24 protein-coding genes and 1 tRNA gene are annotated in these 24,483 nt (G+C 46.8%); 19 read left to right on the forward strand and 6 right to left on the reverse strand.

All coding sequences use genetic code 11. The features are described from left to right. Nucleotides 1-25: 25 nt before the first annotated feature. The 5 genes from rplI to TWT_RS00635 form a co-directional block, all read right to left on the reverse strand. Complete coding sequence (gene rplI / locus TWT_RS00610) at nt 26-487, reverse strand: 50S ribosomal protein L9 (RefSeq protein ID WP_011102354.1); 462 nt, start codon at nt 485-487, stop codon at nt 26-28. Further along, nucleotides 484-735: a 30S ribosomal protein S18 gene (rpsR, locus tag TWT_RS00615; protein WP_011096079.1), complete on the reverse strand. Its 252-nt coding sequence runs from the start codon at nt 733-735 to the stop codon at nt 484-486. The genes rplI and rpsR overlap by 4 nt, the downstream gene beginning before the upstream one ends. 14 nt (nt 736-749) lie before the next feature. Continuing rightward, the gene (locus TWT_RS00620; protein WP_011102355.1) at nt 750-1,310 is read right to left on the reverse strand and encodes a single-stranded DNA-binding protein; all 561 of its coding nucleotides are present in this window, start codon (nt 1,308-1,310) and stop codon (nt 750-752) included. A gap of 3 nt (nt 1,311-1,313) precedes the next feature. Continuing rightward, nucleotides 1,314-1,613, reverse strand: coding sequence for a 30S ribosomal protein S6 (gene rpsF, locus TWT_RS00625; protein WP_237696850.1), 300 nt, complete (start codon nt 1,611-1,613; stop codon nt 1,314-1,316). Nucleotides 1,614-1,978: 365 nt separating this feature from the next. Next, the gene (locus tag TWT_RS00635; RefSeq protein WP_011102357.1) at nt 1,979-2,896 is read right to left on the reverse strand and encodes a phosphoribosylaminoimidazolesuccinocarboxamide synthase; all 918 of its coding nucleotides are present in this window, start codon (nt 2,894-2,896) and stop codon (nt 1,979-1,981) included. Nucleotides 2,897-3,377: 481 nt separating this feature from the next. Between TWT_RS00635 and TWT_RS00640 the strand changes: the two genes are divergently transcribed. The 12 genes from TWT_RS00640 (at nt 3,378) to tuf (ending at nt 13,425) form a co-directional block, all read left to right on the forward strand. After that, on the forward strand, nt 3,378-4,295 hold the full coding sequence (locus tag TWT_RS00640; RefSeq protein ID WP_011096083.1) for a 1,4-dihydroxy-2-naphthoyl-CoA synthase: 918 nt from the start codon (nt 3,378-3,380) through the stop codon (nt 4,293-4,295). Beyond that, a complete protein-coding gene (locus TWT_RS00645; protein ID WP_237696851.1) occupies nt 4,219-5,433 on the forward strand; it encodes an AMP-binding protein in 1,215 nt (404 codons plus the stop codon). The genes TWT_RS00640 and TWT_RS00645 overlap by 77 nt, the downstream gene beginning before the upstream one ends. Before the next feature lie 304 nt (nt 5,434-5,737). Next, nucleotides 5,738-5,824: transfer RNA gene (locus TWT_RS00650), tRNA-Ser, on the forward strand. A 108-nt stretch (nt 5,825-5,932) separates the two neighbouring features. After that, nucleotides 5,933-6,613: a metal-dependent transcriptional regulator gene (locus TWT_RS05135; RefSeq protein ID WP_011102359.1), complete on the forward strand. Its 681-nt coding sequence runs from the start codon at nt 5,933-5,935 to the stop codon at nt 6,611-6,613. 178 nt (nt 6,614-6,791) lie between these two features. Beyond that, on the forward strand, nt 6,792-7,028 hold the full coding sequence (rpmB, locus tag TWT_RS00660; RefSeq protein WP_011096086.1) for a 50S ribosomal protein L28: 237 nt from the start codon (nt 6,792-6,794) through the stop codon (nt 7,026-7,028). Further along, on the forward strand, nt 7,028-7,198 hold the full coding sequence (rpmG, locus tag TWT_RS00665; RefSeq protein WP_011096087.1) for a 50S ribosomal protein L33: 171 nt from the start codon (nt 7,028-7,030) through the stop codon (nt 7,196-7,198). Before rpmB ends, rpmG begins: the two co-directional genes overlap by 1 nt. Then, nucleotides 7,199-7,504, forward strand: a complete 306-nt coding sequence (rpsN, locus tag TWT_RS00670; protein WP_011096088.1) for a 30S ribosomal protein S14 — start codon at nt 7,199-7,201, stop codon at nt 7,502-7,504. A 65-nt stretch (nt 7,505-7,569) separates the two neighbouring features. Next, a complete protein-coding gene (locus tag TWT_RS00675; protein WP_011096089.1) occupies nt 7,570-7,851 on the forward strand; it encodes an HU family DNA-binding protein in 282 nt (93 codons plus the stop codon). Nucleotides 7,852-7,900: 49 nt separating this feature from the next. Further along, entirely contained in the window at nt 7,901-9,994 is a 2,094-nt protein-coding gene (locus tag TWT_RS00680) for a cytochrome c oxidase assembly protein (protein ID WP_011102360.1), read from the forward strand. 1 nt (nt 9,995) lies between these two features. Next, nucleotides 9,996-12,092, forward strand: a complete 2,097-nt coding sequence (locus TWT_RS00685; protein WP_011102361.1) for a DEAD/DEAH box helicase — start codon at nt 9,996-9,998, stop codon at nt 12,090-12,092. A gap of 3 nt (nt 12,093-12,095) precedes the next feature. Beyond that, nucleotides 12,096-12,251, forward strand: coding sequence for a hypothetical protein (locus tag TWT_RS04790; protein WP_011102362.1), 156 nt, complete (start codon nt 12,096-12,098; stop codon nt 12,249-12,251). Beyond that, entirely contained in the window at nt 12,232-13,425 is a 1,194-nt protein-coding gene (gene tuf, locus TWT_RS00690; protein WP_011102363.1) for an elongation factor Tu, read from the forward strand. Before TWT_RS04790 ends, tuf begins: the two co-directional genes overlap by 20 nt. 288 nt (nt 13,426-13,713) lie before the next feature. Here tuf and TWT_RS00695 read toward each other — a convergent pair whose 3' ends face one another. Beyond that, on the reverse strand, nt 13,714-15,597 hold the full coding sequence (locus TWT_RS00695) for a dolichyl-phosphate-mannose--protein mannosyltransferase (protein WP_011102364.1): 1,884 nt from the start codon (nt 15,595-15,597) through the stop codon (nt 13,714-13,716). 233 nt (nt 15,598-15,830) lie between these two features. Here TWT_RS00695 and manA point away from each other — a divergent pair, with 233 nt between their 5' ends. From manA to TWT_RS00730, 7 genes are all read left to right on the forward strand, one after another. Then, nucleotides 15,831-17,198, forward strand: coding sequence for a mannose-6-phosphate isomerase, class I (gene manA, locus TWT_RS00700; protein ID WP_044143890.1), 1,368 nt, complete (start codon nt 15,831-15,833; stop codon nt 17,196-17,198). Nucleotides 17,199-17,249: 51 nt separating this feature from the next. After that, nucleotides 17,250-17,558, forward strand: coding sequence for a WhiB family transcriptional regulator (locus TWT_RS00705; protein WP_011096095.1), 309 nt, complete (start codon nt 17,250-17,252; stop codon nt 17,556-17,558). Further along, the gene (locus tag TWT_RS00710) at nt 17,555-20,116 is read left to right on the forward strand and encodes a glycosyltransferase family 2 protein (protein ID WP_011102367.1); all 2,562 of its coding nucleotides are present in this window, start codon (nt 17,555-17,557) and stop codon (nt 20,114-20,116) included. The genes TWT_RS00705 and TWT_RS00710 overlap by 4 nt, the downstream gene beginning before the upstream one ends. Nucleotides 20,117-20,168: 52 nt before the next feature. Continuing rightward, entirely contained in the window at nt 20,169-21,548 is a 1,380-nt protein-coding gene (locus TWT_RS00715) for a DUF5719 family protein (protein ID WP_011102368.1), read from the forward strand. A gap of 159 nt (nt 21,549-21,707) precedes the next feature. After that, nucleotides 21,708-22,037 carry a DUF3499 family protein gene (locus TWT_RS04560; RefSeq protein WP_080502094.1) on the forward strand — a complete coding sequence of 110 codons (330 nt, stop codon included), beginning with the start codon at nt 21,708-21,710 and terminating at the stop codon, nt 22,035-22,037. Then, the gene (locus TWT_RS00725) at nt 21,985-23,415 is read left to right on the forward strand and encodes a phosphomannomutase/phosphoglucomutase (protein ID WP_011096098.1); all 1,431 of its coding nucleotides are present in this window, start codon (nt 21,985-21,987) and stop codon (nt 23,413-23,415) included. Before TWT_RS04560 ends, TWT_RS00725 begins: the two co-directional genes overlap by 53 nt. A gap of 281 nt (nt 23,416-23,696) precedes the next feature. Then, entirely contained in the window at nt 23,697-24,461 is a 765-nt protein-coding gene (locus TWT_RS00730) for a ComF family protein (RefSeq protein WP_011102371.1), read from the forward strand. Nucleotides 24,462-24,483 lie beyond the last annotated feature (22 nt).

Genomic DNA, 24,483 nt, shown 5'->3' on the forward strand with positions numbered 1-24,483 from the left:
GCAGGAGGGGGCGGAAGAAAATAGACTACTCGGCATAAACAACAACATTTATATCAACCTTAACATTCGGGTGAAGCTTCACCTTGACGGTGTGTTCACCCAGAGTTTTTATGGGTGAATCAATTTCAATCTTCCCCCTGTCAATTTTATGACCACTTGCACTAGACAAAACTTTCGCTATATTCGCCGCAGTAACAGACCCAAACAACCGGCCATCCTCTCCGGCATTTGCGGCAAGCCTTAACTCTCTTGTTACAGCCTCTTTTGCCAGGGTATTTGCAATATCGCGCGCCTCTTGTAGAGCAGCGGCCTCGCGCGCTCTTCTTGCAGCAGAGATGTCTCCAATATGTTTCTGCGCGCCCTCCGTCCACCTAACGGCCATTCCCTTTGGCACAAGATAGTTTCTGCTGTAACCAGCCTTTACCTCAACAACATCACCAACGGACCCAAGACCGTTGACATCCTGCACGAGAATCACTCTCGTCATCTGCTTACACCGCTCTTAAAAGGTATAACGCCCATCTCTCTGGCATTCTTTATGGCCTTAGCTATCTGCCTCTGTTGTTGGATTGAGGCCCCTGTAACCCTGCGCGCCCTTATCTTACCTCTGTCGGACAAAAACCTTTTGAGAGATGCAAGATCCTTGTAATCAAGACCTTTGATACTCACGCGTTTCGGCGGCGCAACAACACTGTCAGCCTTAGGCTGTCGACGACCTTTTGCTCTATATCCCATGGATCAACCAACAACTAGAAAGGAACTTCATCACTGTCAAAATCCTCATAAGATACATTATCTCCCACCAGAACTTTTTTATTTAACTCGTTTTTCCCGGCACCCTCGCCATTCTTCGCGTTTTCAGTAATTTCCTCACTACGTGTGGTGTGAGAGTCAATACCCTGACTGCCCTGAGAGTCAGCCCAAGGATCAGGAGACACACCATGCCCAGCCTGCGTGGCCCTCGAACATTTCGCTGTTGCGTACCGCAAAGTCGGGCCAATCTCATCAATTTCAAGCTCAACCGAAGTTCTGCGATCACCCTCTCTCGTTTCATAGTTTCGCTGCTTTAGCTTACCGACAGCTACAACTCGCATTCCCTTCGCAAGGGAGGCCGCGGCATTAATGGCATACTCTCTCCACAGAATGCCACGAAGAAAAAGAGGTTCCCCATCCTTCCACTCGCCGGACTGTCTGTCGTACATGCGAGGGGTGCTTGCTATGGTCATGTTGACGACAGCCGCCCCAGTTGCGGTGTACCTCAATTCCGGATCGGCTGTTAGATTGCCCACCACGGTAACGGTTGCATCCACCCTTTATTTCCGTCCGACTCGCAAAAGTTTAGTACGTATAACATCCTCTGTCAGACGCATCTGCCTGCCAATCTCCGCGATCGACCCGGCATTTGCTAGAAACCTGACAACAACACAAACCCCATCGTTGCGACCCTTTATCTCGTAAGCAAATTTCCGTATTCCCAGAACATCAAGATGCTTTACTGTAACCCCTTCGGGTTCGACTGGAGTAAAGAGGCTTCTAACACGAGACTCGGCCTCAGGCTCAAATTCAGACCCAAGGCTGACCAGCAGTTCGTATTCACGCAAAGGGGATCCCAACAAACAAAAACCGAAGAAGAAGCAACTCCGCGACCGCACGGAGTGAGGCCATTTTAGCGCACACCTTACTGTATGCAAAATGGTGCTTTCGATACACCATATTTGGGTATCTTGTATGGGTATCTTGTATGGCGCCTTTGCAGTGTGTGCAGCGTACACCATGAATATCTCTTAGATGCACCCTTCTTGCAATGAGCATTTCTTGCAATGAGCATTGTCTCCTAACGCGCCTTCTTTCGTTGACGCAGATTCTCGTTAACACAGGCTTTTGTTGACGCAGGCGCAGTGAGGAGTTATCAGAAGACAGTTCTTCAGGGATCAGGCAGATTAGGGTTTTTATTGGTGACCAGACCTTTGCCCCTTCTTCATCCCGTTAGCTTAGCTAGTAATGTTTTGTACTTTTTATAAACAGTTTGAATAAGTTCCTGCGGAAGTCTCAGTGGGGTTATGTTTTGTGGGGTTATGTTTTTGCCAGAATTGCACTTTACCCAATCGCGCACAGCTTGCTTGTCAAAGCTATCCAATCTGCGTTCTATGGGCAAATCAAACTGCCCCCATGAATTGATATCCCAATATCTTGCCGAATCAGCTGTTAGCAGCTCGTCAGCAAGATACACTTTCCCTTCAGCTATGCCAAACTCAAACTTTGCGTCTGCAATAATAAGACCCTTGTTGCGTGCTATCTGTTCAGCGGTTGTGTAATAGTCCGTGCACATCTCTCTAAGTTGCTGCGCATGGCTCAAACCGATTGCATTTACAAGATCTTCATAGCGAACGGGCGTATCCTTTGTTCTACTTTTTGTCGTTGGGGTAAAAATTGGCCCGGGGAGCCTATCACCCTGGCGAAATTTTCCCTTTAGCTTGATCCCGTAAACCGTGTTGTTTTCGAGATAATCTGCCCATGCTGAGCCAGTTAAGTAACCCCTTATAACGAATTCAAATGGGATGATATCCATTTTCCTGCATATTGTTGACCTTTCTAGAATGTGGCTTGGAATGTGGCTTGCAAGGTCTCTATATAATTCTTGGTCGTAATTTTCCAGAAGATGATTTTCGGCAGGCAGTTTACGGAACCACCAATTGCTCATTTGTGTCAGCATGCGCCCCTTTTCGGGAATTTCGGGCTCTAAGACAAAGTCAAATGCGCTTACCCGGTTTGATGCAAACATTAGGAGGATGTTCTTGTATTGTCTATGGACATAAAGCTCACGGACCTTTCCTCCGCCTATATGAGACCAATCTGGCAGGTCGCGCGATTCTGGTATTTCAAGTTTTCTTGTCATTTGTAATCCGTCTAATGGTGGGATTCGCTAACATATTACGATTCATGCTAACTCTCGATACGATTTATGACCACTGGGGTCATCTTATGATATGCACGAGTCATGATATGCACGAGTGCCCACAGAAACAGGGGCTCTCATAAACATAGTACAGCGATAACAACGTACTCTGACAAAGGAACGTGCCCTGACAACGGAGTACCTTGGCCGTGACAATTTTCATCATGCGCGGTGTAACAATGCGCATTGTTACAAATGGTGTAACAAACACATGTTGCACACAGTACAGGGGATAGAGCAAAATATTTCGATACAGCCTATTACCGTATGCGGTGACACCGCATGAAGGCACCCGATGATTGACTCAATGCGCTAAACACCACGCACAGATTTTGCCTTGTATGAGATAACCCCATAGTGAATCACTGACGTAATTGAATCACAGTTATTTATCGGGTTTGTTATTCATCGGGTTTAATGTGTGGGTGAATCTAAAGGTGCTCCCACCTTTGATACACTCCAACATGTGTTGCTTAGTGAGCTGTTTGACCCGGACCTTTGGGTGGCGCATGAGGGCTTCGAAGCTTGTGATGTAACGTATCACACAGCTCCTGGGGTTGCACGTATTGCATTTAACAGACCAGAGATTAGAAATGCGTTTCGACCCGAAACTGTTGATCAGCTTTATGCTGCGCTAGATCATGCACGGGTCAGCGATAAGATCGGTGCTGTTTTACTGACAGGCAATGGCCCATCCCCGCGCGACGGTATCCGTGCTTTTTGTGCAGGGGGCGATCAGAAAACACGCCGGAGGGATGGATACGCATACAGCGATTCCCACCGTTCTTCGAGGATGCATATTCTTGAAGTCCAAAGACTGATTCGCTTTATGCCAAAGCCTGTTATTGCATTGGTAAACGGGTGGGCTGCGGGTGGTGGACATTCCTTGCACGTTGTGTGCGATCTCAGTATTGCAAGCCTTGAGCATGCCAAATTCAAGCAAACAGACGCAACTGTAGCAAGTTTTGACTCAGGTTTTGGAAGCGCCTATTTCGCCCGACAGGTCGGGCAGAAGTTTGCACGCGAGGTCTGTTTTCTTGCGGCAGAATATGACGCTAAAACCGCTCTCGAAAAAGGTGCGGTTAATGCTGTGGTTGCGCATGAGTATCTTGAGCAGACCGGATACGAATGGGCCCGGAGGATTCTTGAGCAGTCACCGACTTCGATACGTATGTTTAAATACGCGCTAAATGCCGTTGATGATGGCCTGGTCGGACAGCAGATTTTTGCAGGCGAGGCCACACGCCTTGCGTATGCAACAGATGAGTCAAAAGAAGGGCGTGACGCATTCCTCGAAAAACGTCGGCCAGACTGGTCAAGCTTTCCCTGGAGCTTCTAGTATGACCAAGGCTCTCATGCGGGGGCAAATTACACTTGACTCTGTAAAAAGAGTCCTTGAGGACGAGCGATTTGCTATTTGTGCGTCAGAAGAGCCTCTCTCATGCGGGGGCAAAATAATGGTCGACGATGCGGTTTGTCTCGTAATAAATACATCTGGATCAACCGCCTCGCCCAAGAGAGTTGCGTTTTCATCATCATCTCTTATGAACTCTGCTCGTGCGTGCTGCTCCGTTCTTGGCTATGGACAGTGGGTTTTGTGCTTACCAAAGCAATATACTGCCGGGGTGCGTGTGCTTGTACGATCCATTCTGTCTGGCACGAAACCAATAGATATTTCTGAGGATAGATTTTCCCCTGAAAATTTCATACATGCATGCCGGAGGTTATCTTGCTCGAATACCTTTACTGCACTTGTCCCAACCCAGCTCAGTGCCCTTGTTAGGGTGGCAGAGGATGACAAAAACGTTGCAAAAGTTTTGAGTGGCTTTACGGGCGTTATTGTCGGAGGGCAGCATATTGCGCGATCACTGCTTGAAAGAAGCAGGTTGCTCGGGATCAATTTATTTACTTCATACGGGTTGACCGAAACTTTTGGTGGATGCGTTTACAATGGCCTTCCTCTTCCTGGAGTGCAGATACAGATTATTGACGGAAGGCCCGCAATCGCCTCCCCCAGTCTGGCGCTTGGGTATCTAAAAGAAAACGGGCAAATCGATGAAACAGGATTTTTTTTTGACCGAGGTGAGCGGTGGTTTCACACAAATGATCTTGCCGTTATGAATCGGGGAAAATTGATAATCCACGGCCGGATCGACAGAGTTATAAACAGTGGAGGGATGAAGCTTGACCTAAACGCTATCGAAACAGCTCTTAGATCTCTTGACTGCGTTGAGGATGCTGTTTTGCTGGGTGTTAAGTCGAAAAAATGGGGTCAGCAGTTCTGTGCGTTTATCGATATTGGTGATGTCACAAAGGCCGATAGGACTGATTGCCTGCAAAAAATAAACACCCTCCTTTCAACCTTTGGCCGCGCGTGCCGATCTGGACAGATAAAGCTTATTCATCCAATACCCCGCACTTTTAGCGGTAAACCAGATCGAATTGCCCTACAAAGAGGATTACAGAACAATATTTGAGCAGAACAATATTTGCAAGGCCCAAATACCCGATCATCTCAGTGTGGGACGTTAGGCCATATCCATAATGCAACTACTGCTAGTACTTTTTATGGGGAAGCCAAACAAGTGTATAAACCATTTCTCGACACTTTTGATCATTCGGGTGTACATTACGTGCGTTATTGCATTCTGCATGCCATCGCTCAAGATTCATGGCATATCAAATAGATGTTATAGCTGTTAAGTGCGTATCATTCCGGGCGGTATCAGATATGCATGTTTCATACGGATGCATGAATATTTCCCGTACACTGGGATACACGGTAGCGTGTCTGAGTGGCCGAAAGAGCGCGCCTCGAAAGCGCGTGAGCGCACCTGTGCTCCGTGGGTTCAAATCCCACCGCTACCGTGGTGGTTATCAAATAACTGATGCAATCTCTAGACAGCAGCTCTCTAAATGTCGAACCGAATAAACGGCCGATTACGCGGAGCTCTTTGCGGGAAGTAGTCTTTACGGGTGAATGATCTAGTTGATACAACTGAAATGTACTTGAGGACAATTGTCAATCTCGAAGAAGAAGGTATTAGTCCGATAATAAAGGCCAGGATTTCTGAGCGTATCGGACACACGGCGCCAACTGTTTTTCAGACGATTGCGAGAATGCAGCGCGATGGGTTACTTGTTGTTTCTTCGAACAAAAGCCTGATCCTTACATCAAAGGGAAGGAAAATCGCGCTTTCCGTTGTACGCAAACATCGCCTGGCGGAGGTTCTTCTGCATGACGTGGTAGGCCTTGAATGGGAGCATATTCATTTGGAAGCTTGTCGCCTTGAACACGTTATGAGTGATCACCTCGAAGAGCACCTGCGAAGAATATTAAATAATCCATCTTTTACCACATACGGAACACCAATTCCTCCAGCTGATAGTGATTTTGTAGAACCATTTCGTGATGTGATTTCTCTTTCACGGGCCGTTATTCGACAAAAAGCACGAAAACTGTCAGTGCGGTGTTTAGGTGAAATTGCGCAGCAGGACACTATTCTGCTATCTCAGCTTTCAAAGGCCGGATTGCGCCCGGGGGGATTGGGAAGTTTTATGGATTCTCAGAACGGCATTTTGTCATGGACAAATTCGGGGAATAAGTTCATTATCTCGCATTACATCGCGGAGTGCATATTTGTAAATCAAAACTGACGCATGTGCAGGCCCAACGAATAAAGGGACCTGGACATAAAGAGACCTAGGGTTGCAGTGTAACTGTAATAATGTATGTAATTGTAATAATGTAACTGCAATTCTGTGTATCTCGCGATATATCACCTGCTGAGCAACTGCGAATTGTGACTATACTGCGTCTGGTATACTCGGACGGGTGTCCTCGGTATGTCAGGTAACAGGGGCTTCGCCTGGTTTTGGGTACGCCGTGTCGCACTCCCACCGCCGCACTAAACGGCGGTTTGATCCGAATGTGCGTCGACGCACATTTTATGTGGCAACCCTTGGTAGGCGTGTTACCCTCAATGTATCCGTCAAGGGCCTCAGGTTAATTGACAAGCGCGGTATCGACGCGGTTGTGCGTGATCTTATCAAAAAGGGCGTTAAGCTCTAATGGCAAGAAAACGGCAGGACGTTCGTCCGATTGTGAAACTCAAATCGACTGCCGGTACCGGTTTTACATATGTCACTCGCAAGAATCGTCGCAATGATCCTGATAGGATCGTTCTGAAGAAGTATGATCCTATTATTCGTCGCCACACGGAATTTCGCGAGGAGCGTTGAATGTCAAAGCTTAGCAAGATTGTAAAGAACGAGAAGCGCAAGGTTATTGTCGCGCGGTATGCTGCTCGCAGGCAGGAATTGAAGAGGATTATCGCCGCTCCGGGGACAGCCCCCGAACGGCGCGATGAGGCTCAGGCTGCTTTGCAGAAGCTGCCTAGAGATGCGTCACCGGTTAGGGTGCGCTCTCGTGATGTTGTTGATGGCCGACCCCGGGGCATCCTCAGTAGGTTTGGCGTCTCCAGGATTCGTTTCCGCGAGATGGCGCATCGCGGAGAATTACCCGGTATAACCAAATCAAGCTGGTAAGTTTTTGATTTTGCTGCTAAGATCGCAGTCGGCGTCGCTTCTGGACCCAGATATTAGGAGGTAATGTGGTTTCTCTGAATCGCACTGAATTGGTTGCTAAGGTTGCTGAGACGTCTGGTGTTAGCCGGGCTACTGTGAACTCTGTTATTGAGGAGACCTTTGCTGTTTTCGCGGAAACGGTACGTGCCGGCGGTAAGGTGACGATTCCTGGCTGGTGTTCTGTTACACGCTCTCATAGAGCTGCCCGTACTGGTCGTAATCCCCAAACCGGTAAGACCGTTGAGATTCCTGCCGGTTATTCTGTTCGTATCGCTCCCGGCAGCAAGTTGAAAGCCGCAGTTAAGTAGACTGGGGGCACTTATTTCCGCCCCCAATTCATTACAGGGATAAAGGTTTTTGGCGCGTCTTCTCTCTGCCCGTTTCTTTTCTATTCTTATTGTTTTTTTTGCTTTATCGTTTTTTCTCGCCTCTTTTGTTTTGCCTCGCCTCTTGGGCGGTTTTGATATCAACTGGGCCCTTGTTTCCGTAACCGGTGCGCTTCGTTTTCTTGTGGCGATTCTGGTGGGCTGCCTTGTATCCATTGCTTATTCTCTAAGTCCCAGATTTCCCGAGTATGGAAAGTTGTTAATTGTTGCGCGCACTCTTTCGTGTTGTGTGGTTCCGGTTGTTTTCTTTTGTATACTTTTCGCTTTTCTGACTGAGAAAGCTGAGTTTTCTGGGCTCAATTTTGAAACTTACTTAACTGGGCCCGGTTTTGTTTGGATTATTGTTTTGGCACTGGTTCTGCTTATCTCTTTGGCTCTTTTGTTTTGCAAAAAACGTATTCAGATTGCCGTTATAAGTACAATTACCCTTTTGCTCCTAATTCCTCTTGCATTCAGTGAACATTCGGGTCACAGCACTGTTTCTGCCAATGTTTCGCAGCACGTAACGGATTATCAGGGTTCTGTGTCTGACAAGTCGCATCACGCTCATCATTCACATAATCATTCACAGGGCGAAACACGTTCTGCGCACGATGTGCCATTAGATGCGATAGGCGCGTCTCGCACTCCGGCGATGCATGGTGGGTCGCACGGAGCTATGGGCGCATCGTTAGTGTACGCCATTTCTATTTCAGTTTTAGCAGGGGTAATTTTCTCAATGCTTTACATTACCGGACTATATTTTGCGCGGATCAAACACATAAAGTCCTCTGTTCAAATAATGCCTCAGAGATTCTTTAGCATTACAAACAGATTGTCAGTGCTATCCATGTTTTTACTTTTATTCGCATTTTTTTCCGATGCTGTGACTGCGATGCCTTACATTAGCTCTGAATTTACCCCATACGGGATTTTGTCTGCAACAAAAATTGCACTGTTTCTTCTGCTTGCCCTGTGTGCGCTGTACATTCATTTTTTTTACTTTATTAAAAGTAGGATGACGTGTGCGCTAATTGTCATTCTGGCATGTGAAGCTGTTATTACGGGTTTGATTTTTTTAATTACTGCTTCGGCTGTTACCCAGATACCCCAGGCATCAGTATCTGACAGAACACCAACCCCTGCTGAATTGTTAACAGGCCAGATACTGCCCCCAAGGGAGAGTTTCACTAATTATCTATCAATTTGGATGATCGATCCTTTGTGGCTTTCTATATGCGTTGTTTTAGCCTTTTTCTATCTTCTTGGGGTTATAAAACTCCACCGCCGTGGGGATAGATGGCCATGGCTAAAGACAGTAAGCTGGCTTTTCGCCGTGCTTGTTATGTTCTACGTAACCAATGGGGGAGTTGCTGTATACGGTATGTATCTTTTTTCAGCTCATATGGTTATGCATATGACCCTTGGCGCCATCGTCCCGATATTCTTGGTTGTGGCATCACCGGTCACACTTTTACTGAGAGCTGTTCCGGCACGCCGGGATGGCAGCTTTGGCCCGAGAGAATGGATATTGTTTTTTCTGAATACCAGATTTATTCAGTTTATTAGTTTGCCTCCTATTGCTGCTGCAATATTTATCCTGTCAATGTTCATTTTTTATTTCACAGATCTATTACAGTTTGGAATACAAAATTACTTAGGCCATCAGGTAATGATGTTTCATTTTCTGCTGAGTGGATATCTTTTTGCCCAGAGTATTCTGGTAACAGACCCTTCCAGACATCGCTTTAGCATACCTTCCAGAATGTTAGTGCTAGTATTGGCGATGGCGACGCATGCGTTTTTTGGTATCGCTATCATGTCGTCCAGGTATCTTTTTTTACCAGAATGGTTTGGCGCCATGGGGCGCACGTGGGGTAGTCCTCCCTTGGTAGATCAGCAAATGGGCGGCGCTTTGGCTTGGGGGACAACCGAAATACCGACCATCTTGCTTGTTACTTTCTTGTTTTTCAAGTGGTTCAAACAGGACCAGCGTGAGGCGCTTCGAAGAGATCGTGCGGAGGATCGCAATGGCGACAAAGCCCTTGTGGCGTATAACGAATATTTAGCCCGACTACAGGGCTAGAATGTTTCCCGAAATTCAGGAGAATATGACAAACGCGGTTATAAAGGACAGGACTTCGCATTTACTGTCGGCTCTTGCAAGAACTGTAAGGGAGGTTGAGATGTCCCTGGTGCGCAAGAGAATAGGCCCGTCATCTGTGATGCGTTTTCATGCAGTGGCCCTGTTATTGAGGCAAGAGCGAGCTCGCGTCAAGTCTGACCCTGACATAACCGATACAGTACGCACTGAACTCATTAGGCGACTCGATGGGCTTGCTGCTGTTATGGTGCGTATCGCCGCAAGAGACACAGCCCTCATGTCTATTGTTACCCCCGATGCTCCGGTTTCTGATGGCGCACTGTTGTATCGCCGGAGATTGCTTTCTCAGATTGGTGTTATTGACCCTGATGGGGGGTCTTCAGAGATCCGCGAAGCCGCGCCGCCGCCTCCCAGCTTGGAATTGTATCCGCAAAGTGTGAAGATGTATCACGCAACTCATATCTTTCGTCCGCCCGGGCCAGATATGGAAAGCGATCTAGTTCCAATAATAAGATTGGCTAATTGGGACCTTGTTGGTTCCGTCTTTAAGGCTTTTTCCCAAGGCGGCGCGTCGGTGTGCAAGTCCTTACCTGCACCTTCACCATTTCTTGATCGACTTGCGCCCGACGGATTGTCCATGATGCCACATCAGGCCGGTTTCGTAGAATCTGCCCGCCTGGGTCATAGGAGTTTTCTCTTGGCCGACGAACCCGGTTTGGGCAAAACGGCCCAGTCATTACTTGCCGCTGGAGTGACAAACTCATTTCCGCTTTTAGTTGTCGTTCCAAATGTTGTCAAGCTCAATTGGGTGCGTGAGGCCAAAATGTGGCTTCCCGGCAGGCGGGCAACGATTATTAGTGGAGATGATCTTGATGCCTTTGCGGATATTTTCGTCATAAATTACGAAATGCTGGACCGTCACATGTTGTGGATGGTTGATTTCGGTTTCGCGGGCATGGTTGTTGATGAGGCACATCTTATAAAAAACTTTTCTTCCCAGCGCTCTGGGAATGTGCTAGCGTTGGCTCAACACATACGAAAGAAATGCTGTAACCCCCTGATGATCGCCCTGACCGGGACTCCTGTGATAAACAGTGTCGAAGATTTCAGGGCTCTATGGTTATTTTTGGGGTGGCTTGCCGGACCTCGGGGCAGGGATCTAAGCCCCGTTTTTGTCTCTGAGCTTGAGAAAACAGGCTTAACACCCGAAGATCCGGGGTTTTCTGAAACTGTTAGGGATGTGATGGGGCATCTTGGAATTGTACGACGAAGAAAAACACAGGTTGCAAAGGATCTTCCAGAAAGAATGGTCGTAGATCTGCCTGTTGAACTGGATGGCGACGCATTCCGCAGTGTAAAAAATGCGGAAGATGATCTGGCAGATGCGCTCTATGCGCAGTATATTTCCCTTAAGCACCTTAGAATCGACGATTACCAAATTCGCCTGAAGGCAGTGGAGCGTTTTGCGGTTGAATCGAAAGACTCTAGTGCGTTGAATATTTTTTCTATTGTCAGGAAGATAGGTATTACAAAAGCGCCCCTCGCGATTGACTTCACTATTCAGATGCTGGATTCCGTTGGTAAAATCGTTTTTTTTGCAAAGCATATCGAGGTTATGAATATGGCTGAGGAAATGTTTTGCCAGCAGGGCATTCGTTCTGTTTCAATCAGGGGGAGTCAGACGCCAAATGACCGGAAAAATGCTCTCCGTACATTTGATGAGGATCCGGATACACGTGTTGCAATTTGCTCCCTAACCGCTGCTGGACTTGGCATAAACCTTCAAGTTGCTTCTAATGTAGTTTTGTCAGAATTGAGTTGGACTGCCGCCGAACAGGGTCAGGCGATTGATAGATTACATCGCATTGGTCAAACGGAGCCCGTAACCGCCTGGCGCATTCTGGGCGCGGGTACGGTTGATATTAGAATGGCTGCTTTAGTTGATTCAAAATCAAATGATGCAATCCTGTCTCTGGATGGCGGAGATATGCGTGAAGTACAGCAAGAGAGTCTTCATATAAGATCCCTCCTTGACTTGCTTGATGATAGGATACGTAAGGCTGAGCAGCACGTAGAGTAACCTGTGTCTTCGACTCTTTCGTCGGTTACAGGCCGCGCGGTCTGTCCGCTTTTGTGTGCTTTTGGCCGTGTTTATGAAATTTGTATTGTAGACTTAGTCCAGCGCGTGTGCGACGGCCGACTAGTAGAGGAGATAATCGATGGCAAAGGCCAAGTTTGAGCGGACTAAACCCCATGTGAATATTGGGACTATAGGTCATGTTGACCACGGTAAAACCACACTGACCGCCGCCATATCGAGGGTTTTGTCCGAGAGGCTTCCTTCGAATACGAATGTAAAGCAGGACTTTGATGCAATTGACTCGGCCCCGGAAGAGCGCCAGAGGGGTATTACGATCAATATTTCGCATATCGAGTACGAGACGGAAAAGAGGCACTACGCCCATGTTGATGCCCCAGGACATGCCGATTACATAAAGAATATGATTACTGGCGCCGCTCAGATGGATGGTGCGATTCTTGTTGTTGCAGCGACAGACGGTGCAATGGCCCAGACCCGTGAGCATGTCTTGCTTGCCAAGCAGGTCGGCGTCCCCTATCTCCTTGTGGCACTCAATAAAGCCGATATGGTGTCTGATGAGGAAATACTCGAGCTTGTTGAGCTTGAGGTGCGCGAGCTGTTGTCAAATCACGGCTTTGACGGTGAGAATGTTCCCGTTGTACGCGTATCTGGCCTTAAAGCACTTGAAGGTGATCAAAAGTGGGGCGATGCGGTTATGGAGCTTATGAAAGCCGTTGATGAGAGCATTCCGGACCCCGTTAGAGATAGGGATAAACCCTTTTTGATGCCCATTGAGGATGTGTTCACAATCACTGGGCGCGGAACGGTTGTTACAGGCCGTGCAGAGCGTGGTGTTCTTGCGGTTAATTCCGAGGTTGAAATAGTCGGTATACGCCCGACGCAGAAAACCACTGTAACGGGAATTGAAATGTTTCGCAAGCAGTTGGATGAGGCGTGGGCAGGTGAGAACTGCGGCCTGCTGCTTCGCGGCACAAAACGAGAGGATGTCGAGCGTGGGCAGGTTGTTGTGAAACCTGGCAGTGTTACACCGCATACAAAGTTTGAGGGAAAGGCGTATATTCTGTCGAAAGATGAGGGTGGAAGGCATAACCCGTTCTATAGTAACTATCGCCCACAGTTTTACTTCAGGACAACTGACGTGACTGGCGTTATAACCCTTCCTGAGGGAACAGAAATGGTTATGCCCGGCGATACCATCTCTATAACAGTCGACTTGATTCAGCCAATTGCTATGGAAGAAGGCTTGGGTTTTGCGATTCGCGAGGGTGGCAGAACTGTTGGCGCAGGCACTGTAGTGAAAATTCTTGAATAGCTAAGGGTCAAAAGGAATTCAGCTAACAGCTGAGTATAACAGCTGGGCCTTAGTCCAAACGGGTATCCTATCCGGTACTATTGCTCCAATACTTCTTGTGCATATTCATCAGTTTGGAGACGGCATCCCAGAGCAATAGATCAGGACCAGGTCCCTATAAGGCAGTAGGAGTCTCGAACAAAAGAGAATGTAACAGAAACTAATACATATACTTCTTTATAATTTTGGCGACCAGAGGTGTCATTCCAGGTAAATAGCCTTACCACAGGCAAGACAAATACGCATGCATTACTTCCAGCTGGGTAAAATCATCAGGCTTTCCCAATATTTATAGTGCACCGGCCATGCCATATTGATCGGTAGGATGACGAAGCCACACACGGTTGCCGCCAGGAGGAATGTTACAACCAACATAAGCCGCAGAAGAGGGGCTTGCATAACAGGCGCAATATCCAGGCTGGCAATTCGTGCTGGCATAACAAAACACGCTTCGCGCACACGGTTACCGCTTCCACGCAGAGCCGCAAGCACCCGGGATCCATACTCAAATCGTCGCGTTCCCACCCATGGTGTTGGCAAAAGCCTATTTTCGGTTTTTATTTCCAGAATCTTGTAGATTGCAGCAGCAATCATGATTATCATAAACGGCTCAAAGACAATGGTATAGAAATGAAAGATAGTTCTGTTAACGTACAAAAACCAAGGAAAGTATCCACCAGCGAGAGTCATAAGTATAAAATTCATACGCCAATCACGTCGACTCGGTGCAAAAATAGCGATTAGTGCAAAAATGATGAACAGAGCTACGGCTGCCCACCAAAGCAAGGGGTTTGGCAGGCCGATTATAACCCGCACATCATCACCAATCTTTGTCCAGTACATATTCGTGGGTCTAATAAGGAAAGGCCACGTATACACTGGGGCTTCATAGATATGAGGGGTTGTAAGAGTGGAGTTAAATCTGTACATAGTTACCTGAAAATTCACCCAGCTCTGGAATATCTTTGGCACCCATGCAAGCGGTCCTGCCCACCCATTTCCTGGATAGGTTGCCCAGCTTGAGCCCCACCCACCTACAATGAAGTAATTTGCCCATAGCGCGATGTAGACAAACACGGAAATGATAACTGAACTGATACCCGAGACAAGTACCTGGTAGAAGGTTCCCTGAAAGCGATATTTGATACCAAGCTGCTTGCGCGTTGTCCAGTCAATTGCCGTTATGTACGGGATTATCCCGAAGTAATAAAAAATACCTGACCATTTCACAGAGGCAGCCATACCCATCAAAACAGCAGCAAGGGCAAGCCATGGTCGCCACCACACGAGCGGCCCTGAGACGAGGTAATTGCCCTTTGCATCTTGGCTGAGGTGCTTACTTCGATTCTGAACCCACTTTGACATGGCTTTTCTGTACCATTGTCGATCCAGCAAAACGCACCATACTGCAATCAATGAAATTATCATCAGCACATTGTCGAGTATGGCAACCCGACTCATTACAATTGCATTGTTTTCTATCGCAAACAGAAAGCCCGCAATCCCCCCTATGAGGGTGCTCTCAAATAACCTGGCGGCTATAACAGCTGTCATAAAGACCCCGAGCACCCCTATTAGGGCAACCGCAATCCGCCAACCGAATTGACTTCTCACTCCAAATAACTCAATCCCTGCGCCAATAATGTATTTACCTAGATGTGGATGAGCTAGAAATTCCGGTTCATTTGTGAAAAAATCGGTATCCCCGGATACGAATCTCTTATCTATATCCTCGGGCTTCATATCTCGTGGCCATTCGGATTCATACCCGTTTTTGTACAGAGTGTAAGCGTCTTTGACGTAGTAAGTTTCGTCAAAAATCAGAGTTTTTGGGTCTGATAGGTTGTAAAAACGCAGCAGGGTTGCCAGAACGACAACCCCAAATATCATGCCCCAATAGGCAATCATGTTGCTTTTATAGCTTTTCAGGAGCTTGTGCCAGAATGCACAAGCCGGTGTTAGTCGCGAAGTCGCGCTCAGTGGCGATGGTGTAAATCTCATAGGATACATATAGTTTATCTGCACGAGAGTTACAGCGCCCGGAAAATCCGCAAAAGCCCGAGCAATAACCCGTGCAGAGTTGCACCCCAAGACAAGAGCGCACCCCAAGACAACAGAGTAAACCAACCGCACATAATATTTGTCCCGCTACTGCCTCCACAGGTAAACATGTCAAGCCGAACAGAATGTATAGCTTAGAAATGTATTCTCAGAAATAGGTGTGCGTTCTGCCTGCATATCCGCAATTGCCTACCAAAACACATCATTCAACACATACCCGTGCATGCCATCATCCATGCATGCCATATCACTTCCAATTGTGTCTATATGGCTTTGGCAGTTCAAGCATCATATACTCTACTGTTATGCGCAGGCCTGACATCTTCTTGCTGAAGAATGCACCTATGAATTACGATTGGGGCGATTGCACAGCTATAGCTAGTCTTCAGGGAAGACAGCCTACATCACGCCCAGAAGCTGAGATCTGGTTCGGAACGCACCCCAGGTCACCTGCCTATCTTTCAGACGGTAGATTACTTGCTAGTGCTCTAGAAGAGCACGGAATCTCCATCTCGTATTTGGTGAAGCTGCTTGCCGCCGCAAAGCCACTTTCAATTCAGGTTCATCCGAATTCTGCGCAGGCTCGCGCAGGATTCGCCAGAGAAAAGCATCTTGATTCTGCATCCAAGAACTATAGGGACAGATATGAGAAGTCTGAGATGCTTATTGCGATAAGCGATACGTTCAGCCTATTGTGTGGATTCAGGCCCAAGGATGAGTTATCCGAGACACTAAACCATTTCTCTCTTGTTTCAAAAAAATTCAAAATCATGAGGGATCTTTACGAACAACACGGATTGAAATGCGCTATTGCTTGGTTTTTTGAAAATGCCAATCAGAGTGATATCGATTTATTGTGCGAAGGAAGAATGCCGTATGAATCACAGAACACCACAATATCCGACCTAAAGAAACACCATGTCAATGAACCTGGATTTGTTTTGGCGGTCCTCATGAATCGTGTCAATATCACTCGCGGACAGTCGGTTTTTGTACAAGCCGGCACCCTGCATTCGTACCTCAAAGGCTTTGGGGTCGAGATTATGACAAATAGTGACAATGTGATTCGCGCAGGGCTAACAACAAAACATATTGACACAGTCGAGTTACAAAAGGTGGCCCTGTTCAAGTCAGAACCAGTTTGTCTTCTGCAGCCACACATCAGTAATTCAGGGGCCAGTAGGCGTTTTTGCACGCCATACTTTACAGTTGAGGAGGTTACGCTCTCTGGTAATGAGGGCAGTTGCCTTAGCTCTAATATCGGCAATTGTGCGTACTGTAACAGAGATAGCGATTCAGACCTTACATCTGTGCTGCAACATGATTTGGATCAAAAACATGATGGCATGACAGAGCCTTCACCAGAACTTTCCGAAGGTATTCATGCATGTAATTCAGGTATCACTTGTACTTCTGAATCCATCTCTAAGTCGGCCACGGCCATCCCTGGTGGCACCTTCGGTGGGTCAGGATACACCTTACGGGGTACTGGACTTGTGCTTGTCACAGCTGGTGTGGTTCATTTATCATCAGGTGACGAAGAATTGATAGTACGCTCCGGATTTGCCGCGTTTGTAATCGACCCGTCGCCATCTGGCGGTGTTTTTCTCACAGGGTGCGGTGTTTGTTATATCGTTACTGATGATAATCAGTTTGACATAATTGCTTCTTAGCTCATATCATTAGTGAGTTACAGATGTGTAATTTTACAGATTGGGGTGAGAGTGTCAGATAACTTGCCGATACCGGATGACTGGCATATTGACCCTGTTTTGCTTGGTATTCCCGGACTGCGAGGTGGGTTTGACTGGCGCGCAAGGGCCCTTTGTGCACAAGCTGACCCGGAGTCTTTTTTCCCGGAAAAGGGCGGTTCAACCAGGGAGGCAAAGAAGGTTTGTTCGTCGTGCGCGGTGCGTTCTGAGTGCCTCGAGTATGCGCTTGAAAATGATGAAAGATATGGCATCTGGGGTGGCACAAGTGAACGCGAGAGGCGCATTCTTAGGCAGCGCAGGGCGGCTTCTGGCCTTGCATGAAGGTAGCTGCAGTCTTTCTTGCCGATGACGGGCAGTATCTAGAGCAGGCCCTTTCGGCCCTTAGGTGTCAGACGAAACCTGTTTCCTATATTTTTGTTGTTGACCTAACGGCTAAGCGCCGCAGCCAGGAGACTCTATCGACTTTTGCCCCCGACGGGATAATGCGCTTTCCCCCAGGATACAATCGCGCTCGGGCACTCAATGCTGCGTGTTTGAAATGCCCTGATACTGATTTTTACTGGTTTTTGAACACACGCATTGTCGCGGACCCAACGGCTCTTGAGTATTTGCTGAATACTATTGAAGTTTCGCCCGGAGCTTCCGTTGCTGCACCAAAAATACTCAATGATACTGGGGTGTTCTTTGACTACGGCCAGTCAATTACAACAGGTGGCCGTGCTGTCCATCTCGTTCAGGACGAGCTTGATCAGGGTCAACATGATGACAAGGTTGATACTATGGGCGCTAATTATGCAGGCATGCTTGTCCATCGCTCCTGCTTTGAGGCCATAAAAGGTTTCGACCCGGGATTCTCGGAATACGAGCAGGGCCTTGATTTTTGCATACGTGCACGCTTGTCTGGCGCCCGGGTTTCGCTTTCCCCAAGGTCTGTTGTGACACATGTTGGCACCGGACTCAGATCATATCGTGTGCAAGAAGGGTATATTCAGAAGCGAACCGGTCAACTCAGACGACAGATTGTTTACGCACCTTTTGTAAAGTCCGTACTCTTATGGTTTTCCCTTATACCCCGCGGGGTGTTGTGGTTTCTTGCAAGCTTATTGACTAGGCGGAGTGCCCTGAAAGAGGCCTGGGCTCACATCAAATTAGCCTTTTTACCAATCTCCCTTGCAAGATCCAGGAAAATTTCTAATCGACAAAACTCACTTAGGGCACTTTCTGTTCTTATGCAAAAACCAAAACGAGAGTTCATGTCTTATGAGAAACTTGATTTTTTCTTCAGGAATGGCCTCGTAATCGTTTTGATTTTTGCATTTATTGGATTTGTTGTATTTCTGCCATTTCTTGCACATCCTGCCTTGTCGGGCGGTAGCCTCTTGCCCATTAATCTGTCTTTTTACCAAATGTGGCGCATGACGGCAGTCTATGTATTCCTCGATGGGGTGTATCCAGCGGATCCGTTTAACATAATCCCAGCATTGCTGGGAAGCCTAACCTTTTGGGATACGAATTTCTCAATTCTGCTTTTGTATTTTGTGGCGCTACCCCTTTCGTGCACCGCCGCTTGGCTCTGCGCATCGCGACTGTTATCAAGCCCTCGCACCATAGCCTTTTCAGCTGCCCTTTATTCACTATCTCCATCTCTTTGGTTAGGCTTGTACAACGGTAATTTGCAGGGTATAGTCGTACATATTTGCTTGCCGTTTTTATGTTTCCTCATGCTGGGGATAAAAACATTCCGGACATTGTCACTCGCATCTCTCTTATTTGCGTTTATTACGGTCGCGTCACCAAGTATTTTTCTTCCGCTTGCCGTCTTGGTTTTAATTGTCGCCATCGCAACTGCCACTTTTAGAATGCTGTTTATTGTATTGCCAGTTATTGTGGCTTTTATTCCACTGTTCTTGGTTCAACCATTGCGTGTGAATCTACTTGCCGATCCTGTTTTGTCAAGCACAAATCTCTTCAGTTCCATTTTTGGATTGGGTAATATCTTTACCACGGCGCATTTGTCTCTGTTCTTACTGGTTTTGCCGATTATTTTTCTTATTCTTATGGGCCTGTGGAAGACTTACTCAAGTTTGCCATTTTTGCTGATAACTTTTGTTGGATTTGTGAATTCGGTTATTTGGGCCGATGTATGGCAGGGACCGAGCTTCAGTCTTGCTTGGCTCGGTATAACCGGTGCTGCCGCTATTGGCTTTGCCTCAATTCGCTGCATAAAAAGAATGATTGCCCTTGTATCTGTGGGCGCCCTCGGTGCATTTTTTGTTTATATACCGTACGCTACCAAGATATGGCAAGCTCAATCTCCCGTTGTTTCAACAACTTCCGCTGTTAATTTACCCGCATATGTCCTTGCCGAGGCCAACAGCAATTCCAATATTGGCACCCTTATAGTAGAACCTGTGTCAGAAAAAGAGATCAGGGTGAAAGTTGCCCGAGGTGCAGTTTTTGGATTTGGTTCACAGAATACAAAACTAATATCTGGAGCAAGCCCCCAGTCTTCCGACCTTGCAAATTTGGCTGTTAATCTTGTTATGTCTGGCAATGTTGATATTGCTGAAGGTATGAAAAGACTAAATCTTGAAATGCTTCTGCTGTCTGGTGATAAATACGGTTTCTCGGCGAATATCAATGCAAATTCTATGTTTGAGGCAGCTGGAAACACGCCCTTCGGTAAGCTTTGGCGACTGAAGGATCGCTTACCCCCTTTGGGTCAGGCAACTTTTCCGCCCTATTATTGGCTTTCGCCGATTGTTTTTCTTTTACTGTTTTTGGTTGGCGTCTTTGGAAGATCTTCTAGAAAACCACCGGAAGAAATGGGTATTGACCTAGAGGATCAATTTGCGGAGCCTGGATATGCACTCACATAGGAATATCTCTGTGTTATCTGCTTGATCAGGATGTATTTGGGATCTCTAAGCAATGAAAATTTTTCCGAAAATACTTAACTGTTTTATTCTGGTTTTGTTACCGGCGATTGTCTTTTTATTTAGCGGTGTTCACATAACAACTGCAGTTGGTGTGCGCCACAAAACCAAGGTTACATCGATCGAACTTCGGCTGTCTTGCCCCGGCTCACTTGTTGGTGTTGGTGGTGTACATGCGCGCGGGATATCTTTTGTTCCGCTTGGAAACCCATCAGTTCTTTATGCCGCCTCTCAGGCAGGTCTTTTGAAGGCGGAGCATCCTTCTGGGGTTATGCTTCGTGGAGGCTACGGCACATCTGGTTCTCAAATTCAGGGGCTTAGCTCTGACAGGGTAAAAGGCCTGGCCGCCACCTCATGCCAGCAACCTCGTCAGGAGAGTTGGTTCTTGGGCGGGGCAACAGGTGTATTTGATAATACACTTTTGATTCTTGGTAACCCCTCTGATTCTCAGACCAGTGTCTCATTTACTGTCTACTCGGGTAATGAAAAGAAATTCTCCTCGGGTGTGCCGGTTCCCAGCAGAAGCCTTAGGTTCGTAAATCTTGCGGGAATAGCTCCCGGGCTTTCAAGAATTGCGGTTCAGGTCAAGTCTGATGATGTCCCGGTTTATTCAGTTTTGCAGCACTCCATAGTCAAGGGTGCAGTTCCCATGGGGGTCTCGTATGTATCGACCGGCAACATTGACAAAAGTCAATATATCCCCGGGGTGATTATCAATGACAATACGATTAACGATAACGATAATCCCCAGATTCTCCTTAGGCTATTTGTGCCAGGTAAAGACGATGCTGACGTATCTGTTAGTGTTGTTTCAAAAACCGCTCCGGGCACAGCTCTTACTGCACATGTGGCCGGAGGGTCAATACGAGATATACCAATTTCTGGCCTTACATCCTCAAGTTATTTTATTTCTATTACAAGCTCTAAACCGCTTTTAGCGTCAGCCCTGTCTTCTATGTCATTTCAGTCGGGTGCACGGGATTTTGCGTGGTATCCGGCAACCCATGCCACTTCTGCGGATACTTTTATTGCCGTTCCAAGCCGTGGCGTCTTGGCTCTTCAAAATACCCTTGACCAGCCCCAGTCCGTAAAACTTGAATCCTTGAATGGATTTTCGGATTCATTTCCTAGCGGGTTTGTAAATACATCACATGTTTTTGTGCCAAAACAGCCAGAAGTCACAAATTCAACCGTGATACATCTTGATCGCAGTGGCGTCGCGACACATCCAGTCTCCCGCGGGTTTTACAGATTATCCCATAAGGGCCAAGTGGCATTTTCCTTAGCGTTTGTTAATTCAGAAGGTATTGCAATGTACAATCCACCTACGGGCGACACACGACCCGATGGTATAACAGTTGATGTGCTGCAGTGAACTCTCGTGACATTTCACTACAGTAAATTGTCTCCCTTCTGTATCGCCTATCTGTATTGCCTAATACCCGCGGTGCCTTTTACCCGTCTTCTGCTATGCACACAGTATTCAGTGATCTGTATTGAGAGTCAGTTTGCGCTATCCATATAAGTTTTCTTGATGGGAAGAAAGATGCGTAAGAGTGTACATTCATTCAGTTTCTGCGGTTACTCTCTTTGCATATCTGTTGTGCTGTACGCGATGTATATCTGTTGTTTTATACACGATAAACTGAACTACATGAAGAGGGTGTGTTCGCGTCCTGCCTGCACTGAAACTGCATCTTTCAGTTTTGTGTATGACCCGCGTGAGCGATTTGTGACAGTTGGTCCCATGTCTGAATATCACATGGCCCCTGAATGTTTTGATGTGTGTCGACGGCATGCAAAAACTCTGAATGCCCCAAAGGGGTGGACTTTGTTCAAGCATTCACTCGTATTCAGGGCGTAGTGTGTCTGTTTTTAAGGCATATGACGTGCGTGGCCTTGTGCCGGAGCAGCTTACAACTGACATAAGCCGCGCAATTGGTGCGGCTTATATTGATAGTCTCGGATGCTCATCTATCGTGGTTGGCAGAGATATGCGCCCGTCTTCTAAAGAGCTATTTTACGCATTTGCCGAAGGATGCACTGCGCGCGGTGCATCTGTGATAGACATAGGCCTATGTTCAACAGACGCCGTCTATTATGCATCAGGTGCCTGGAATATCCCAGCTGCAGTATTCACCGCAAGCCATAATCCGCCAGAGTATAACGGAATAAAGTTTTGTCGCCCCGGTGCGCAGGGCATCGGGTATACAACTGGGTTAAGTGATGTTGAGAAAATATCGGATAAATACCTTCTAAAGGGAATCCCACACGCAGAGACAAAAGGTAAAGTTGTCAAAAAGAGTGTGGGGCGTGAATATGCGGAGTATATCTGTAACCTCGTAGGCCCTCTGCAAAAACCTTTAAAAGTTGTTATAGACGCCGGGAATGGGATGGCCGGCAAGATGGTACCCATAGTTATGCAGTCCGCTTTGACCGATATTGAAATCCTTCCGCTTTATTTTGAACTTGATGGCACTTTCCCAAACCATGAGGCGAATCCATTTGATCCAAAAAATCTTGTGGATCTCCAGCATGCAGTAAAAGAAACTGGAGCAGATATTGGTCTTGCGTTTGATGGTGATGCTGATCGTTGTGTCGTTATTGATGAAATGTCAAACCCTGTTACCCCATCTTCTATCGCGAGTATTGTTGTGGGAAGAATTCTTAAACAGTACGGCAACGCGAAGGCTACCATAGTGCATAATCTGCTTGTTTCTAGGGGTTTTGCAGAGAGTGTTATATCAAGAAACAGCGAGAATAGACTTGTCCGTACACGAGTTGGTCACTCATTTATAAAAGATATTATGCATAAAACAAATGCGCTGTTTGGATGTGAGCATTCTGCACATTATTATTTCCGTGATTTCTGGGGTGCGGATAACGGCATGCTTGCGGCATTGTACGTAATGGCCGAACTGTGTGAGTCACCCATGCCAATGTCTGTATTGTCCAGGAAGTACACCCCGTACTTTCAGTCCGGCGAAACAAATTACCGTGTACATAACCCAGATATGACAATGTCTGCGATACGACAGGCCTTTCCGGGTGCTTATGTAGAGTTTTTGGATGGCATGACGCTATATGAATCAGTTAAAGACCCTGGACCAGAGAGGTTTTGGTGGTTGAATGTCAGGAAGTCTAATACAGAGCCCTTACTCCGCCTTAATGTTGAGGCTCAGACAGAGGACCTAATGAGACTGGTTCGCGATAAAGCAGTAAAGATAATCACCGGTGGATGAAGTTTATATCTGGATGTATTTGGTTATAAATTCATATTCACTCTCTTATTCACTCCTTTATGTTTTTTGATATTTCGACCCTTACCGTCTTTTCTGTACAGCTTTGATCAAGGTCTTCCTTGTGCGGAGTGTGCCTTGCTCTATAGACATATGTCTTTACGGTGTTATTTTCATGTAATTTGCCTTATTTCCTGCCGAGTTTCACATAAATCAGTGCGTTCTTTTCAAGATAATGAAACCCCTGACAGACTTATGCTCTGTCTTGCCATATCCTTCAAGCCGTGGGTAAAAAGGAGGGTTACGATCACTCAGGTCAGATTGTCAATCGGCTTGGAATGCTAACCCGGGAGATGTCTAATCTCTTCTATCCAACATCTTGCCCTTGCTGCGGTATGCAGGATACTACTCTTTGTGACCTATGTTTTGCGCGCCTTGCAGAACGGCCTTATAGAGAAAGCCTTGCCGGTCTTGATGTTATTTCTTGCTGCGATTACACGCCCGCAGCAAGGGCCTTCATAACAGCATACAAAGTAATGAAAAGAATGACGCTTGCAAAATTCATGGGCTTAATAATTGCCAATCAGCTTAATGTGTTTTCTAGTGAGTACGGTAACTACTCGGTAATAACAATGCCATCAACCAGATTGAGTTGGCGCAGCAGGGGGTTTCATCCGGTTGATCATGCTCTGAAAACTATTGGCGTGGAACCTGTGGATCTTTTGTGTTTTAGAAAACAACCCAAAGATCAAGCGTTTTTGGACAGGCGCGAAAGAATGGCAAATATGTTCGGAACCTTGCAGGTGAAGAAAATATCAACATATTCGAAGAATTTATTATTCGTTGATGACGTTATGACAAGTGCGGCCACTTTGTTGGAGGTTCATCGCGCTGTTTCGCTTACCGGAAAAACCCTAATAGGGGCGGTTGTTCTATTCAGGACTCGGGCCAAATATCCTTTGGGGTACAACGTCCGAAATAAACGCTCCGACAGCCAGTCTCTCAAATGCACCAACCACTTTATTCCCACATTTTCAATAACCCGATAATCAGTAACTACCTCTGACCCAT

The sequence above is a fragment of the Tropheryma whipplei str. Twist genome (assembly GCF_000007485.1).
GTDB classification, from domain to species: Bacteria; Actinomycetota; Actinomycetes; order Actinomycetales; family Microbacteriaceae; genus Tropheryma; species Tropheryma whipplei.

Coding starts and splice junctions, on each gene's coding strand:
- rplI (WP_011102354.1), bottom strand. CDS start 487: ATGACGAGAGTGATTCTCGTGCAGGATGTCAACGGTCTTGGGTCCGTT.
- rpsR (WP_011096079.1), bottom strand. CDS start 735: ATGGGATATAGAGCAAAAGGTCGTCGACAGCCTAAGGCTGACAGTGTT.
- TWT_RS00635 (WP_011102357.1), bottom strand. CDS start 2,896: ATGACAAGAAAACTTGAAATACCAGAATCGCGCGACCTGCCAGATTGG.
- TWT_RS00645 (WP_237696851.1), top strand. CDS start 4,219: ATGAGTCAAAAGAAGGGCGTGACGCATTCCTCGAAAAACGTCGGCCAG.
- rpmG (WP_011096087.1), top strand. CDS start 7,028: ATGGCAAGAAAACGGCAGGACGTTCGTCCGATTGTGAAACTCAAATCG.
- rpsN (WP_011096088.1), top strand. CDS start 7,199: ATGTCAAAGCTTAGCAAGATTGTAAAGAACGAGAAGCGCAAGGTTATT.
- TWT_RS00685 (WP_011102361.1), top strand. CDS start 9,996: ATGTTTCCCGAAATTCAGGAGAATATGACAAACGCGGTTATAAAGGAC.
- tuf (WP_011102363.1), top strand. CDS start 12,232: ATGGCAAAGGCCAAGTTTGAGCGGACTAAACCCCATGTGAATATTGGG.
- manA (WP_044143890.1), top strand. CDS start 15,831: ATGCGCAGGCCTGACATCTTCTTGCTGAAGAATGCACCTATGAATTAC.
- TWT_RS00710 (WP_011102367.1), top strand. CDS start 17,555: ATGAAGGTAGCTGCAGTCTTTCTTGCCGATGACGGGCAGTATCTAGAG.
- TWT_RS00715 (WP_011102368.1), top strand. CDS start 20,169: ATGAAAATTTTTCCGAAAATACTTAACTGTTTTATTCTGGTTTTGTTA.
- TWT_RS04560 (WP_080502094.1), top strand. CDS start 21,708: ATGGGAAGAAAGATGCGTAAGAGTGTACATTCATTCAGTTTCTGCGGT.
- TWT_RS00725 (WP_011096098.1), top strand. CDS start 21,985: ATGCCCCAAAGGGGTGGACTTTGTTCAAGCATTCACTCGTATTCAGGG.